General features: G+C 60.6%; 14 protein-coding genes. 5 read left to right on the forward strand and 9 right to left on the reverse strand.

The window, feature by feature from the left end; genetic code table 11:
* Positions 1 to 14: 14 nt before the first annotated feature.
* Entirely contained in the window at positions 15 to 1118 is a 1104-nt protein-coding gene (locus QMO80_RS18990) for a branched-chain amino acid ABC transporter substrate-binding protein (protein ID WP_283197893.1), read from the reverse strand.
* A gap of 465 nt (positions 1119 to 1583) precedes the next feature.
* On the opposite strand from QMO80_RS18990, the gene QMO80_RS18995 reads away from it, so the two are divergent.
* Positions 1584 to 2498, forward strand: coding sequence for an HD-GYP domain-containing protein (locus QMO80_RS18995; protein WP_283200228.1), 915 nt, complete (start codon positions 1584 to 1586; stop codon positions 2496 to 2498).
* Between the two features lie 82 nt (positions 2499 to 2580).
* Here the strand turns inward: QMO80_RS18995 and QMO80_RS19000 are convergent, their stop codons facing one another.
* From QMO80_RS19000 to QMO80_RS19025, 6 genes are all read right to left on the reverse strand, one after another.
* Positions 2581 to 3906 (reverse strand): aspartate aminotransferase family protein, encoded by a 1326-nt coding sequence (locus QMO80_RS19000; RefSeq protein ID WP_018243099.1) that lies wholly within the window; start codon positions 3904 to 3906, stop codon positions 2581 to 2583.
* A 303-nt stretch (positions 3907 to 4209) separates the two neighbouring features.
* Complete coding sequence (locus tag QMO80_RS19005; RefSeq protein ID WP_049736138.1) at positions 4210 to 4527, reverse strand: helix-turn-helix transcriptional regulator; 318 nt, start codon at positions 4525 to 4527, stop codon at positions 4210 to 4212.
* A 116-nt stretch (positions 4528 to 4643) separates the two neighbouring features.
* On the reverse strand, positions 4644 to 5393 hold the full coding sequence (locus tag QMO80_RS19010) for a HugZ family protein (RefSeq protein ID WP_283197894.1): 750 nt from the start codon (positions 5391 to 5393) through the stop codon (positions 4644 to 4646).
* 31 nt (positions 5394 to 5424) lie between these two features.
* Entirely contained in the window at positions 5425 to 6477 is a 1053-nt protein-coding gene (choV, locus tag QMO80_RS19015) for a choline ABC transporter ATP-binding protein (RefSeq protein WP_283197895.1), read from the reverse strand.
* Positions 6474 to 7319, reverse strand: a complete 846-nt coding sequence (gene choW, locus QMO80_RS19020) for a choline ABC transporter permease subunit (RefSeq protein WP_283197896.1) — start codon at positions 7317 to 7319, stop codon at positions 6474 to 6476. Before choW ends, choV begins: the two co-directional genes overlap by 4 nt.
* A gap of 74 nt (positions 7320 to 7393) precedes the next feature.
* Positions 7394 to 8350 carry a choline ABC transporter substrate-binding protein gene (locus tag QMO80_RS19025; protein ID WP_283197897.1) on the reverse strand — a complete coding sequence of 319 codons (957 nt, stop codon included), beginning with the start codon at positions 8348 to 8350 and terminating at the stop codon, positions 7394 to 7396.
* A 236-nt stretch (positions 8351 to 8586) separates the two neighbouring features.
* Between QMO80_RS19025 and QMO80_RS19030 the strand changes: the two genes are divergently transcribed.
* The 3 genes from QMO80_RS19030 (at position 8587) to QMO80_RS19040 (ending at position 11768) form a co-directional block, all read left to right on the forward strand.
* Positions 8587 to 9189, forward strand: a complete 603-nt coding sequence (locus QMO80_RS19030; RefSeq protein ID WP_283197898.1) for a thymidine kinase — start codon at positions 8587 to 8589, stop codon at positions 9187 to 9189.
* A 136-nt stretch (positions 9190 to 9325) separates the two neighbouring features.
* On the forward strand, positions 9326 to 10399 hold the full coding sequence (locus tag QMO80_RS19035) for a hypothetical protein (RefSeq protein ID WP_283197899.1): 1074 nt from the start codon (positions 9326 to 9328) through the stop codon (positions 10397 to 10399).
* Between the two features lie 238 nt (positions 10400 to 10637).
* Positions 10638 to 11768, forward strand: coding sequence for a DUF2333 family protein (locus tag QMO80_RS19040; RefSeq protein WP_283197900.1), 1131 nt, complete (start codon positions 10638 to 10640; stop codon positions 11766 to 11768).
* Between the two features lie 11 nt (positions 11769 to 11779).
* Here the strand turns inward: QMO80_RS19040 and QMO80_RS19045 are convergent, their stop codons facing one another.
* A complete protein-coding gene (locus tag QMO80_RS19045) occupies positions 11780 to 12241 on the reverse strand; it encodes a PAS domain-containing protein (protein WP_283197901.1) in 462 nt (153 codons plus the stop codon).
* 34 nt (positions 12242 to 12275) lie between these two features.
* Positions 12276 to 13001: a LuxR C-terminal-related transcriptional regulator gene (locus QMO80_RS19050; RefSeq protein WP_283197902.1), complete on the reverse strand. Its 726-nt coding sequence runs from the start codon at positions 12999 to 13001 to the stop codon at positions 12276 to 12278.
* A gap of 328 nt (positions 13002 to 13329) precedes the next feature.
* On the opposite strand from QMO80_RS19050, the gene QMO80_RS19055 reads away from it, so the two are divergent.
* Entirely contained in the window at positions 13330 to 14967 is a 1638-nt protein-coding gene (locus tag QMO80_RS19055) for a hypothetical protein (RefSeq protein ID WP_283197903.1), read from the forward strand.
* The last annotated feature ends 33 nt before the right edge of the window (positions 14968 to 15000 follow it).

The raw sequence follows: 15000 nt of genomic DNA on the forward strand, positions 1-15000 counted from the left end.
GTCAATACTGGTAATCACTCGGCGGCGACGATCTTGCCGGCTTCCCACTTGTAGAGCGAGAAGCTCTGCGAGGTCAGGTCGCCGGTCTCGCCATAGGTGACCTTGCCGATAGCGGTCGGGATTTCCTGGCCGCCCTTCAGCGCGGTTGCGACGGCTTCCGCATCCTCGGCGCTGCCGGCCTTCTCGATGCCGGCTTTCAGCACTTCGACGGCGGCATAGGCGTTCAGCGTGAAGGCTTCGGCCGGGATGTTCTTGGCAGCGAGCGCATCGGCTGCGGCCTTCGAATCCGGGTTCTTGGTGGCGTCCGAGGCGTTGGTGAAGACGGTGCCGGCGGCGGCATCGGTGCCGATCGCCCAGAATTCGGTGTTGGAGAGGCCGTCGCCGCCGATGATCGTCGCGTTGGCGGCGAGGTCATGCAGCTGGCGGGCGAGCAGGCCGCCTTCCGGGTGGTAGCCGCCGAAATAGACCAGGTCGACCTTCTCGGACTTGATGCGGGTGGTGAGCGCGCTGAAATCCTTGTCGCCAGGGGTGATCGCGTCGTTGACGACTTCGGTGATGCCGCCGGCATTCAGCGTCGCCTTGAACGCGTCGGCAAGGCCCTTGCCGTAGGCGCCCTTGTCGTTGACGATGGCGACGCGTTTGTCCTTGAAATTCTTCAGCACGTATTTGGCGGCGACCTCGGCCTGCTGGTCGTCGCGGCCGCAGGTGCGCAGCACATTGGTGAGGCCGCGCTTGGTGAGGTCGGGGGCCGTTGCGGTCGGAGTGACCATCAGCACGCCGTTTTCAGCCAGCACGTCCGAAACCGGAATGGCGACACCCGAGGTCACCGGACCGACGACGAAGCGGATGCCGTCGCCGACGACCTTGTTGGCGGCGGAAACGCCCTGTTTCGGCTCGCCGGCATCGTCGGCCAGTTCGAGGACGACCTTCTCGCCGAGAATGCCGCCCTTCTTGTTGATCTCGTCGACGGCCGCCTGAGCGCCGTTTTTCACCTGGTCGCCATAGGCGGCGACGGGGCCGGTCAGCGGCGCAATCAGGCCGATGGTGATATCGGCATGGGCAAGCGGCGCAAAGGCGAGCGACGCGACCAGGGTCGCCGTCAATGTCTTGAGGGTCATAGTCTGTCTCCTTGGATGGGGTCATGCGACCCGCGATGAGATGCCGCGCCGGTTCTGCCGGATCGTTCAACAGCCCGTTGGGCCGTGCCAAGGACGATCGACAAGGGCGCGATCAGTGAGCCTGCCGGCCATATTTGACTCGGGAAGGCTCATGACGAGATTTCTAGGAATTTTGACGGGATTGCGCAAGTTCATAACAAAATGGAAGGAAAATCGGATCTATCCGGCCGAAAACTCGCTCGAAGGCGATCATTTTCTTCGGTTTTCGGTGATTTCTCATAAGGGGAGTTGCAAAGGGCAGGCCGTTGCCCAGGCGAAACCGCCTCCGTATGGTTGTCTTTATCTTTCCCATTAACCGTTAGTTTGGCTGGTGGCAGTAGTATCCCGCGATACCCAAAATACCGCAGCATTGAAAAAGAGACCCATACAAATAATTAGATAGACATAGCAGGAAACAGAGACTTGATGCTCAAGCGTATCGACGCCAGCCAGGTGCGTATCGGAATGTTTGTGGAGGCCGTCGAGGGCCTGTGGCAGGATCCGCTTTTGTCCAAGCGCAGATTCTCCCTGCGGCGCGAGGTCGATGCGGCAAACATTCGCAAATGCGGCACCGCCAGCGTGGTCATCAACACCAGCAAGGGTCTCGATATCGGCGGCCTGCCGGGCCGTGATATCGAGATCGATATCCAGGCCGCGCGCGAGACCGTCCAGAAATCCGTGCAGGTGCTGGAAGAGGCTTTCGCGAGGCTGCGGAATGGCGATGCGATCAGCGTCGCTCATGTGGCGCCGGTGATCTCTTCCGTCTCCAAGTCGATGGAGGAAAATCCCTCGGTTTTCCTGAACGTCACGCGTTTGAAATCAAAAGACGAGGTGACCTTCCTCCATTCCATTTCGGTAAGCGCGCTGATGATTCTGTTCAGCCGCCATCTCGCACTCGACGAGCCTACGGTACAGATGCTCGGCACCGCCGGCTTGCTGCACGATGTCGGCAAGCTTGAAATTCCGCTTGAGGTGCTCAACAAGGCCGGGCCTCTGGAAAAGGATGAGATCAGCCTGATCCGGGGCCATCCGGAGAAGGGACACGCTTTCCTGTCGCGGCAGGAGGGCATGTCGGAGATCGTTCTCGATGTCTGCCTCAATCACCATGAGCGCATCGACGGCAAGGGCTATCCGCGCAGGCTGTCCGGCAGAGAGTTGAGCCTCCACGCGCGTATTGCCACGATCTGCGACGTCTATGACGCGATCACCTCGGTACGGTCATACAAGGCGGCATGGAGCGCGAGCGATGCTCTGAAATGGATGTTCGGGAATGAAGGGCACTTCGACCGCCGGCTCTTGAAAAAATTCGCCCTCTGCCTTTCCGTCGCCTCTGTGACCTGAGGTCGATCCCTTGCGGCGACAAAAAGGCCTGCGTGGGCTTGCACCCGCCGCAGGCCGTGATTTGGAAAGCTCGGGGGCTCTCTCAGATATTGTTCTGCAGGATGGTCCGCAGTTTGCCGAAGAGTTCGTCGATGTGATGCTTTTCGATGATCAGCGGCGGCGAGAGCGCGATGATATCGCCGGTGGTGCGGATCAGCAGGCCGCTTTCATAGGCTTTCAGGAAAGCGGTGAAGGCGCGCTTGGTCGGTTCGCCGGCGATCGGATCGAGTTCGATCGCGCCGATCAGGCCGGTGTTCCTGATGTCGATGACATTGGGGCAGTCCTTGAGCGAATGCAGCGCGTCGGCCCAGTAGTCGGACAGCTCGGCGGCGCGGGTGAGCAGGCCTTCTTCCTTATAGGTGTCGAGCGTGGCGAGGGCTGCGGCCGAGGCGATCGGGTTGCCGGAATAGGTATAGCCGTGGAAGAACTCGATCATGTGCTCCGGGCCGTTCATGAAGGCATCATGGATCTCGGAGGTGACGAAGACGGCGCCCATCGGAATGACGCCGTTGGTCAGTCCCTTGGCGGCGGTGATCATGTCGGGCTTGACGTCGTAATATTGTGCGGCGAAGGGGGCGCCGAGGCGGCCGAAGCCGGTGATGACCTCGTCGAAGATCAGCAGGATGCCGTGCTTGGTGCAGATCTCGCGCAACTTCTGCAGGTAGCCCTTCGGCGGAATGAGCACGCCGGTGGAGCCGGCCACCGGTTCGACGATGACGGCCGCGACCGTCGAGGCGTCATGCAGGGTGACAATGCGCTCCAGTTCGGTGGCGATGTCGCCGCCATGTTCGGGCTCGCCGCGGGTGAAGTTGTTCTTGCCGGGCTGGTGGGTGTGCGGCATGTGATCGACGCCGGTCAGCAGCGTGCCGAACATCTTGCGGTTGGTGACGATGCCGCCGACGGAGATGCCGCCGAAATTGACGCCATGATAGCCGCGCTCGCGGCCGATCAGGCGGAAGCGTGAACCATTGCCCTTCACGCGGTGATAAGCGAGCGCCACCTTGAGCGCCGTCTCAACGGATTCGGATCCGGAATTGGTGTAGAGAACGTGGTTCAGGCCTTCGGGGGCGATGTCGACCAGGCGGTTCGCCAGTTCGAAGGCCTTGGGATGGCCGAGCTGGAAGGCCGGAGCGTAATCGAGCTCGCCGGCCTGCTCGCGGATCGCCTCGGTGATCTTCGGGCGGCAGTGGCCGGCATTGACGCACCAGAGGCCGGCCGTGCCGTCCAGCACCTGACGGCCGTCATGGGTCGTATAATACATGTCCTTGGCGCCGACGAACAGACGCGGCTCCTTCTTGAACTGGCGATTTGCCGTAAACGGCATCCAGAAGGCGCGAAGATCATTCGGTGCGTTGAGGCGATTGGACATGCTGTTCTCCTGGCCGCTGACGGCCCTTTCCCGGGGCTTCACGCCCATATTTTGACTGCCCGGTCAAATTATCAGGGCTTCCTCAAGCGTCAACGGTAAAACGCCTGGGAGCCGCTCGTGACAGGAAGGCTTGAGTTTCGACCGGATCGATCCTGGGATATTCCGGGGACAGGCAAAAAGGGCACGACCGGCAAATCGCAAGATCTGCCGGTCGTGCCATAAGGTTCAGGTGCTGAAATATCGTTGCCGCGCTTCCGGGAACATCCCCTTGCGGCACGGCCGACAGTCATGTCAGCGCTATCATCAAGCGGCAGATCTGTTCCTGTTCTGCACGAGGTAGATGTCTTCGAGCGTTGCCAGGATCTTCATCACCGGCTCGGAGGTGCTGGAATAGTAGATAGTCTGTGCGTCACGGCGAGTCTTGACCAGTTTCTGCGCGCGCAGTTTCGACAGGTGCTGAGACAGTGCCGACTGGCTGAGGCCGACCTGCGTTGCAAGCACGCCGACGGCCACTTCGCCCTTCACGAGGCTGCACAGGATCAGCAATCTCTTGGGATTGGCCATGGCCGACAATAAAGCTGCCGCCACATTGGTGTGATCGGCCAAATCAGTGGTTTCCATATTGTTATCTTCCTAATGCGAAACGTACATCATGCGTGTTGGCACAGGCCGCCAGTCGAATTTCGACCGACGCCCCAAAACTAGCAAGTGGGGTCGAAGATTGTATATACCTAAATTTAAGGTATCGAGTATGCTATTTTAGATATGTTTGAACAAACGTGATCGGCATCCCCGGCGAGGGTTTCGAATTCATACCGAAGCAGAAAATCACCGGAAATCATGTCGAAACCTGAGGGATCGATACCACAAATGCGCCAGGAAGCCGATTCCGGCGCCTTTAGCCGGGCAGCGAGGGTCTCTGCCACATCGGGGTGGCGTGCTACTAAATCTCGCACTGTTTCCGCCGCGCCGGCGGCAATCTCCTCATTCGCGGCGGACTGGATGATAAGATCCTTGCCATCGAGCTGGTAGGCGCGGCCGAAGCCGCCGTTGAGGCTGGCCTGCTCCGGCTTGAGGCGGAAGAAGAGGAAATCGGGAAAGTCGATATAGAGCTTCGCCTTGCTGTGGCGGGCGAGAAAACGCGTGCGCAGACGCTCGTGCAAGGCGTTGCCGCGCTCGACGGGTTCCGCCAGGCATTGGGTCGTCAGGCGAGGGTGGGCGAGCGGATCGCCCTTGCCGGGCTCGCCGGTCAGGAGCGAGGCGCGCGTGTCATGGCCTAGCGCTTTGGTATGGGCCGAGAGTTTCGAAACGAGAATGACAGGGGTGCCGTCAATATCGGTTGCGACGAGCACGCGGCTGGTGAAGGGGAAGCCGGTCTCGGGGTCGAGAACGGCGATCGCCGCGTGCCGCGCGGAGCGCAGCAGCACGCGGGCGAGTTTGCGGGCGTCGTCGTCGGTTTCGCGTATGGGCGAGGGCTGATCCTTCATATCCGCTTTGTGGCAAAGCGGACTGAAAACATCAAGCGTCCTGCTTGCGGCGATGGCGGGTGAGGCCGGCGACGATATCCTGGGCCGAGATGGTGCCGATGATCGTGCCGTTCTCGACGATGCCGATACTACCCGGCTGGCGGGCAAGGGCATCGAGGATATCGACGAGCGGGGTCTCGGCGCGGGCCGTGGCGCTGACACTCATGCCCGCGGCCGTCTGACCGAGGCCGGGCTGCATCACATCGGCCGCCGTCAGCATGCTGATCGGGTTGAGATGCTGCACGAAGTCGGCGACATACTGGTCGGCGGGGTTCTTGACGATGTCATGCGGCGTTCCGCACTGGATAATGCGGCCGCCCTCCATGATGGCGATGCGGTTGCCGATGCGGAAGGCCTCGTCGAGATCGTGGCTGACGAAGAGGATGGTCTTCTTCAGCCGCCTCTGGAACTCCAGAAGCTCGTCCTGCAGACGGGTGCGGATCAACGGGTCAAGCGCCGAGAACGGCTCGTCCATCAGCAGGATCGGGGCGCCGGTGGCAAAGGCGCGGGCAAGCCCGACGCGCTGTTGCATGCCGCCTGAGAGTTCGTTGACCTTGCGGTCGGCCCATTTCGTCAGGTTGACGAGTTCGAGCTGCTCGCCGATGCGGACCTTGCGCTCGGCCTCCGGCATGCCGGCGAGCTCGAGGCCAAAGCCGACATTCTCGGCGACGGTGCGCCAGGGCAGGAGGGCGAACTGCTGGAACACCATGGAGACGGTGTGGGTGCGCAGTTCCCGCAGAGCCTTGGCATTGCATTTGTAGGGGTTGACGGAGCCGGTGGTGGTGGAGACCGCGACATCGCCGCGCACCACGGGAGCGAGTCCGTTGACGGCGCGCAGCAGTGTCGACTTGCCTGAGCCCGAAAGGCCCATCAGCACCAGGATCTCGCCTTCCTCGATCGTCAGCGAGGCATTGGCGACGCCGAGCACCAGGCCGGTGGCGGCGCCGATTTCATCGCGCGTTTTGCCCTGGTCGGCCATGGCAAGGGCTGCTTGCGGCCGATCGCCGAAGATGATGCTGACATTCTTGAAATCTATCGCCGTCATGCGCCGTCTCCTTCGTCCCCTGCGCGGAATATGCGGTCGAGAATGATCGCCAGGATGACGATGCAGAAACCGGCGTCGAAGCCTTTCGCGATATTGACGGTGTTCAGCGCACGCACGACCGGCACGCCAAGCCCGGGAGCGCCGACGAGAGCGGCAATAACCACCATCGACAGCGACAGCATGATGGTCTGGGTGAGGCCCGCCATGATCTGCGGCGCGGCGAAGGGAAGTTCGACCTTGCGCAGCACCTGCATCGGCCGCGCGCCGAAGGCGACGGCGGCTTCAACAAGCGACGGAGGCGTCGAGATGATGCCGAGGCGCGTCAGCCGGATGGGGGCGGGGATCGCGAAGATGACCGTTGCGATCAGGCCCGGCACCATGCCGAGGCCGAACAGGATGAGCGCCGGGATCAGATAGACAAATGTCGGGATGGTCTGCATGAGATCGAGCACCGGGCGCATTGCGGCGTAGACCCAAGGACGGCGGGCGGCGGCAATGCCGAGCGGAATGCCGATCACCATACAGACGAAGGTGGCGGCCAGCACGAGGGCGAGCGTCTCCGTCGTCTCCTTCCAATAGTCCTGGTTCACGATGAGCAGCAGCCCAAGACAGGTGAAGAGGGCGATCGCAACCGACCGGCGCAGCCAGAAGGCGATGGCGGTGATGGCAGCGATGACGATCAGCGGGTGAGGCTTCTGCAGCACGAAGAGCAGGCCGTCTATGGCGCTGGACAGGAGGAAGGCGAGCTGGTCGAAGAACCATGCGCCGTTCGAGGTCAGCCAGTCGACAAAGGATTTGGCCCCTAGGCCGATGGGAATTTTAAATTCGGTGATCCAATTCAAGGGAGCGCCTATCCAAAAAAAATCAACAATCGGACAAAAATGAAACGGGGCGGCGAGCCGCCCCGTTCACATTATCAAAGACCGAGACCGGTTTTGGCGGCCGCCAGCGCGTCGCCCTTGCCGTCGCGGGTCTTGACGCCGGCGAGCCAGGGCTCGAGGGCGGCAGGATTCGCCTTCAGCCATTCGGTAGCCGCAGCTTCCGGCTCTTTGCCGTCGTTGAGGATCTTGCCCATGACCTGGTTCTCCATGTCGAGAGAGAATATCAGGTTCTTCAGCATCGCGCCGACGTTCGGGCACTCGCCGAGATAGCCGGCGCGAACGTTGGTATAGACCTTGGCGCCACCGAAATCGGGGCCGAAGACGTCGTCACCGCCGGTGAGGTAGGTCAGCTTGAAGTTGGTGTTCATCGGATGCGGCTCCCAACCGAGGAAGACGACGGGCTTGCCAGCCTTGTCGGCACGGGCGACCTGGGCGAGCATGCCCTGTTCGGAGGATTCGACGACCTCCAGATCCTTCATGCCGAAAGTGTTCTTTTCGATCAGGTCCATGACGAGGCGGTTGCCGTCATTGCCCGGCTCGATGCCGTAGATCTTGCCGTCGAGATCGTCCTTGTGGGCGGCGATGTCCTTGAAGTCCTTGATGCCGAGTTCTGCACCCTTGGCGTTGGTGGCGAGCGTGTACTTGGCGCCGACGAGGTTGGGGCCGAAGGATTCGACCGACTTGTCGTCGAGATAGGGGCGGACGTCCTTTTCCTGCGTCGGCATCCAGTTGCCGAGGAAGATGTCGATGTCCTTGTTCTTCAGCGAGGTATAGGTGACCGGCACCGAGAGAACCTTGACGTCGGTCTGATAGCCGATGCTTTTCAGGACGACGGATGCGGTGGCGGTTGTGGCGGTAATATCCGTCCAGCCGACATCCGAGAAGCGGACGGTGGAGCAGCTGTCGGGATCGGCGGCGAAGGCGGCGGTCGCAACGAAGAGGGCGGCGACGGCAGTTGTAGTAACGAGTTTGAACGTGCTTGTTGTTTTCATTTTAGACTCCCAGTCTTTAAGTTCCCAAGCCAACCACCAATAGCCGAGTTTGACAAGCGACCTCAGTGCGTTTGCGTCGTATCGACCCATGCGATTGCGACGTCGGCGGATTTTTCGCGGCAGTTGGTTTTCAGGCGACTTGGCGATTTTCGGGCTGGGATTCCTGTGATTATCGCTCCCAGGGGGCTTTTCTTTGCCATTCTTAGCTCTCAATAAACCGATCAAGGAGAGATCGGATGGCAAAACTCTATTTCAACTACTCGACGATGAACGCCGGCAAGTCGACGATGCTGCTGCAGGCCTCCTATAACTATCAGGAGCGCGGCATGCGCACGGTGCAGCTGATCGCCGCCTTCGACGAGCGCACCGGCCGGGGCGTCATCGGCTCGCGGATCGGGCTGGAGGCGAGCGCCATTCCCTTCGAGCCGCACGAGGACCTGTTCCGGCTGATCGAGACGCTGAGCGGAGCAGGGGCGCCGATTGCCTGTGTCTTCGTCGACGAGGCGCATTTCATGACGCCTGCCCATGTCTGGCAGCTTGCCCGCGTCGTCGACAGGCTCGACATTCCTGTGATGGTCTATGGCCTCCGAACCGATTTCCAGGGCAAATTGTTTCCGGCCTCGCAGGAACTGCTGGCGATCGCCGACGAAATGCGCGAGGTGCGGACGATCTGCCATTGCGGGCGCAAGGCGACGATGGTGGTGCGGCTCGACGCGGAGGGGAAAGTGCTGCACGAAGGCGCGCAGATCGATGTCGGCGGCAATGAGAAATATGTCTCGCTTTGCCGCAGGCATTGGGACGAAGCGATGAACGGGGCCTGGATCGCCGAGCCGGTCTGAAGCCGCGATGCCGCCTGTCTTTTCAGCGGCGCAAGCGAGCTGCTTTGCATTTTACGCCATTCCGGGCGGAAAACCGCTTCACACTTTTCGGCATGATGCTCTAGCTTGGGCAATATGAGATTCCCTGGAGAGGCCTGTGCGCAAACCTCCGCCATTCGACAGCCAATACGAAGCTGCCGGCAGCCTTGCCGAGAGGGTTGCGGCCGACGGAGCCTATTGCGTGGCCGCGATCAGCGCCTTCAGCGGCGATGAAGGACGGTCGGCCGACGAGGTTTTCCTCGAGCAGAATGTTCGCTTCCAGGCCCATATCGCCGATGCTGCGGCACTCGACGCCCTGCAGGCCGAGCTGGTCTTTTCCCTCGACCGGCTGACCGCCGAGGTTTCGGCCGATCTCGACAGCTTCCGGGGGCTGACGCTGCGCGAGAAGATGGCCGGCTGGACGTCGCGCCAGCGGATGTGGCGCATGTATACCGAACGCGTGCGCGAGGCCCCGGTCATCGAACGGCTGCTCGAACTTCTGACGAAATCGGATGCGCTCGCCAGGTTGATCGGCGGCCAGCGCGCTTCGATCATCGAACGGCACAGGGCCGCCGAACGCGGTCTGGTCGACATCGTCGAGCAACGGCGCCGGCTGGTCGATTCCATCGATATCGCCCGCCTCAAGATGAAGGAGCTCAACGCCAAGGCGCTGACGACGCAGGGCCGTATCGGCGTCTACGGCAACAGGGCGCATTGGGAGCAGATGGAGGCGGAGCGGCGGGCGCTGAAGGCGGAGGCCGAGCAGATTTCCGCCGGGGAGCACGAGATGCGCGACGACAGCCAGCGGCGCGAGCGTTTCATCGGCCTGTTCCAGAGCTTTGTCGATTCGCTGAACGGTCGGATCGCAGCCTGCAATGTGCTGCTGCGCAAGCTGATGATCGACGTCGAGGAGCGGCTGATCATCTACCAGGCGCAGGTCGATACGGACAGGCCGGGCATGAAGATGCGGATCAAGCCGGAACTCTTTCCCGATATCGCCGCGCCGATCGGGCTGTTCGAGAAGGGCATGCTCGTCGCCCAGGATCTGGAGCGGCGCAAGAGCCGCGCCGATCTGGAATTTATCGGCAGGTTTCCGACATATGCCGAACCGCTGCCGGAGACATCGGGAGCGCCTCTGATCGACACGGCGCGCAGGTCTTTCCGTTTCAGCCTGCCTTTTCTGCGTTCCTGACCCGCAGGGCCTGATTCGCGCGCCCTGCGGCGAGGCCTTCAATCCGAAAAAACGAAGGGCTCGTGTTGTGCTCGGCCCGTCGAGCACATATGTGGGAATGGCAATATCGCACTGCATAATTCCCTAAATCGGAATCGATTTAAGGAATTATGCAGTAATTGAAAGTGTTACAGCGTCCTTAGCGCGTCTGAAAAGACGCGCGGCGCTGTGTGTTCGCCGCGCCTGACAGGAGACGACGATGCTTGACCGGATAGCCGGTTTTTTCAGGCTGATCGGCCAGACGATCGGTCGCTGGGCCCGCCTGTTTTTCGCCTGGGCCTTCTGGCCCTTTCTCGCCGCGCATGGCTGGTATCAGCGCCGGAGCTGGATGATCCGCTTGCCGATCATCGCATTCATAGCGCTCTTCGTCGTGCTCTACGGCTATTTCTTCTGGCAGACGCAGGTCTGGACGAATTTCAACACCGCCTTCGTCGATCAATACCGGCTTTCCGAACGCAAGGTTGCCGCCGGGCAGGAGCTGCCGGCCGCCGAAGCGAGCGGTGCTGCTGCCGCCAAGACCTGCCAGCGCTCGGCGATCGTCGACGTCACGGCCGATCTGACCGACTTCAACGTCAACCAGAACGCATGGATCTCTTCCATGCTGCTCTACAAGATGGGCTTTTTCGGCATCGACTGGGATCACACGCCCTTCCTCGACAACAAGGCGTCGTTCCAGCGCGGCATCAATCAGGCGGTCCGGCGGACGTCGGCGGAGCTTGTCGATACGCTCGGGCGCGTGCGCGGCACGTCGGGCATCAACAACGATCTGCAAAGCGCCCGGGGCAACCTGCAGTTCGACGAATACAGCTGGTATTTCGGGCTCAATCCCTTCGGGCCGAAAACGCCGACACCCTCCTATTACCGCTCGGCGATCGGCAGCCTGCGCAAGTTCAACACCGATCTTTCCGCGTGCAATGTCATTTTCGACGGCCGCGCCGACAATCTGATGCAGTTCATCGACCGCATCGCCAACGATCTCGGCAGCACCTCCGATATGCTTGCCGAGCGCTCGGAACACCATAATCGCGGCTGGTTCGACACGCGTGCCGACGACCGGTTCTGGTTTGCCTATGGCCAGCTCTACGCCTATTACGCCATCCTGACCGCGGCGCAGGCGGATTTCTCGCAGGTGGTGCAGGAGCGTAACCTTGGTGCGATCTGGGGCGGTACGACGCGGCAATTCCAGGCAGCGCTGCGCATCCAGCCGGCGATCATTTCGAACGGGCGCGAGGACGGCTGGATCATGCCGAGCCATCTCGCCACCATGGGCTTCTATATTCTGAGGGTGCGCTCGAACCTCGTGGAGATCCGCTCGGTGCTCGACCGGTAAATTTCTCGGGGTCAGCGCGGTCTCGTATCGTCCTCGAAGCCGACGACGCGCAGATTCTCGACGAACTCATAGGTGACGCCGACGATGCCGCCGCCGCTTTCACCGTCCCGGAAGCGGCCGACGCTGCGCACCAGCTTGTGGCCGCCAAGCCGGTTGTCGACGCGGTATACGAAATGGAAGCCGACGCCGTGACGGCTCGCCTCTTCGAAGGTCTGGGCGATCAGGCTGCGGTCATCCTCGTGGATACGCGACATCAGCTCGGTCAGATTGACGGGACCGTCGCTGTAGGGGAGGTCGAAGATTGCGTGCACATCCTCGCTTGCAAAGAAATGTCCTGTCCCGATGTCGATGCGCCAGACGCCGAAAAGGCGATAGGCAGCAAGCATCTGGACGATTTCCGCATCGGTGATGCCAATGTGGCCGCGGGATTGCTCCATCTTGTCGATGGCGGGCTGTTCGAAGAGAAGAGACACGATTCCCTCAGATCACGGGGCGACGTCCTGACTCTCAGTTGATCAGCTTCAATCGAATTGCCTTGGCAACCAGCTGGGTGCGGTTGACGCAATCGAGTTTTTTGATCGCATTCGTCATATAGGCATTCACCGTATGGTCCGAGAGCGTCAGGATCTGGCCGATTTCGATCGAGGTCTTGCCCTGAGCAGTCCAGCGCACAACTTCCAGTTCTCTGATCGATAGCGCGTTATGCGTGCATTCCTCATTCCGCTTGACTGCATTATAGGCATCGAGGGCATGCAGAATAATCATTGCCAGCTCGTTGACCTCACTCTGGCCGAGCGCGGCGCGCTCGCCGCAGAACCAGAAGACCAAGCGCTGGCCATTGGCTGCAATGGTCGGCATGGCAACGCCCGCCGGTATGGCATGGCGCAGCATCAGGGCACGCAGTTCGGCCGGGAAGGCCTGACCATTGACGGCGTCGTTGAGGTGCCAGGCCGGCGGGACAGCGGATTCCCTCAGTCGTAAGCCGAAAGGACAGCCACGCATCATATGGGCGCGGTCGAACTCCCTGATATAGGCGGCCGGAAGCGAGCTTTCGATCAGCAGGGGTTTCAACAGCAGGTCTTCCGGAGAGGGAGCGTGCATCAGCGTCGCATGCGACAATCCGAAAGCTGCGGAGACCCTGCCGAGCGCCTGCGCAAACAGACCGCGTGTTCGGGCAGTGGCGAGCTCTGCCGAAAGCAATGACTGTCTTTCAGAGGTGGTCATGTAAGACATCTGTACGCCCCCGGCAGCCCAATGTTAACGCTATCAAACACAGAAAGGTGCCCGGATGCTAGTCCCAATTGACGCAGCATCAGCTGATTTACTCATATTGTGTAAAATTATCGACGGGAGATCGCGCTTTGGTTGAGTTTCGACTTGCGGATATAGCGTTGTGGTATCTTTGGGTTCCTTCATGCGCATAGTCATGGGTCTGGCGCAGTGATGCAGGAAGAGAATCACCTTGGAAAGAGCCAGGCGGCAACACTTGTCGAAAACCGGCTTGCTGGTGATCAATGCAATTGCTAAGCGTCTTACCATGTATAATTGAGGCAATTTAATCGTGCGCTCTGCGATTTCTTTTTTCGTGAAGTCCCTATTTTCCCTGATATTACTTGTTTTATTATTTCTGACCCTGCCGATCGGAGCTGCAACCTCGCAGGCTGCCGGGCAGAAGAAGCAGGCAGGGCAGCCGCCGATGCGATTCATCCTCGTGCGCAGTCTCCTCTGCATGGAAGACTGTCCGGAATGGATATCGGCAGAGGGACGCATAACCTCCGATACGCCGGCTCAGCTCCGAAAAATTCTGAAGAAGATCGGTGACCGGAAATTGCCGATTGTCCTGCTCTCGGAGGGGGGCGAAGTAAACGCGGCCTATGCAATGGGCCGAATGATCCGCAAGGCCGGACTGGAAACAGCGGTCGGCGGCACCCGGTTGAAGGATTGCCCGGCGGAAGACATGCGTTGCGATGCTGCTGTCGCAAAGGACGGGGCCTCGCGTGGTGACACCTATTCCTATGGTGCATATTGCTTTTCCGCTTGTCCGCTGGTGTTCGCCGGCGGAACCGTGCGTGCGGCGCCGCAATGGGCTTTCATCGGCGTCCACCAGATCACGACCATCTATAGCAGGGTGCGCGTGTCCTATCGCATCGAATACAAGATCGTGAATGGCAAGAAGACGGAAATCTCCCGCAAGGAGGTCGGACGCAAGTCAGCGGGGCAAAGCAGTTCGACCAAACTTGGAAAGAAGGCAGCCGCTGCCCTCACAGCCTATCTGAAAGAAATGGGCGTCAGCGCCGATCTGATCGGTGTGATGATGAGTGTCACGCCTGACAAAATCAACGTCGTACCGCCCGAAGACGCCATTCGAATGGGGCTCGCGACCGACGTGCTGGCGTACAACGAATGGCCCGGCATGCCGCTTTGCGCGTCGGACGCGGCGGCTGAGGCTGTTTGTCACCGCCGTCCGGCGGCCGAGGCGCGGGATGCGGTGGCGGTCACCAGCGAGCCGGAAACCCGGCCGATGGATTTTCTGCTGATGTATGACGGCAATTGCCAGGACGAGTGCACGCAGTGGATTTCTGCGGAAGGAGACATCACGCCGGAGACACCGGCTCGGCTGAAGACGATCTTGAAAACGCTCGGCAAAAGAAAGCTGCCGGTCGTCCTTCAGTCCAATGGCGGAGACATGGATGCGACTTTCGCGATGGGGCGTATGATCCGGGCTGCCGGCCTGGAGACCTCGATTGGCAGAACGCGGTTGCCCAACTGCCCGACGCTGGATCCGCGTTGCAAGGCGAGCATGGCCAAAAGCGGGCCGACCAAGGGCGAGGTCTCTGCCGGCGGTGCATACTGCCTTTCGACCTGCACTCTCGTCTTGATGAGCGGAACGCCGCGGCTCGTCGGATATTCCGATATCGGCCTCGTCAGACCCACGACGGCTGAATATCCAAAATTCTTCGCCTATTTCGACGAGATGGGCGTCAATGCCGGCGCATTCGAGACGATGATGCTCGCGACATCGATCGAGCGAAAGACCATACCTCGTTCTCAGGCGCTCGAGCTCGGCATCATCAACGGTATCATTCCTTATGGTGACGAACCCGGTTCTCACCTGTGCGGACCCGACGCCAAGGAAAGTCTTCGATGCCCCAGAAAAGCTGAGGCAGGGATCGCTCCTGCTGCCGCTTCGCTAAATTGATATCGGAATGCGAAAGAGAGTAACTCGTCGTTC

The sequence above is a fragment of the Rhizobium sp. BT03 genome (assembly GCF_030053155.1).
GTDB lineage: Bacteria > Pseudomonadota > Alphaproteobacteria > Rhizobiales > Rhizobiaceae > Rhizobium.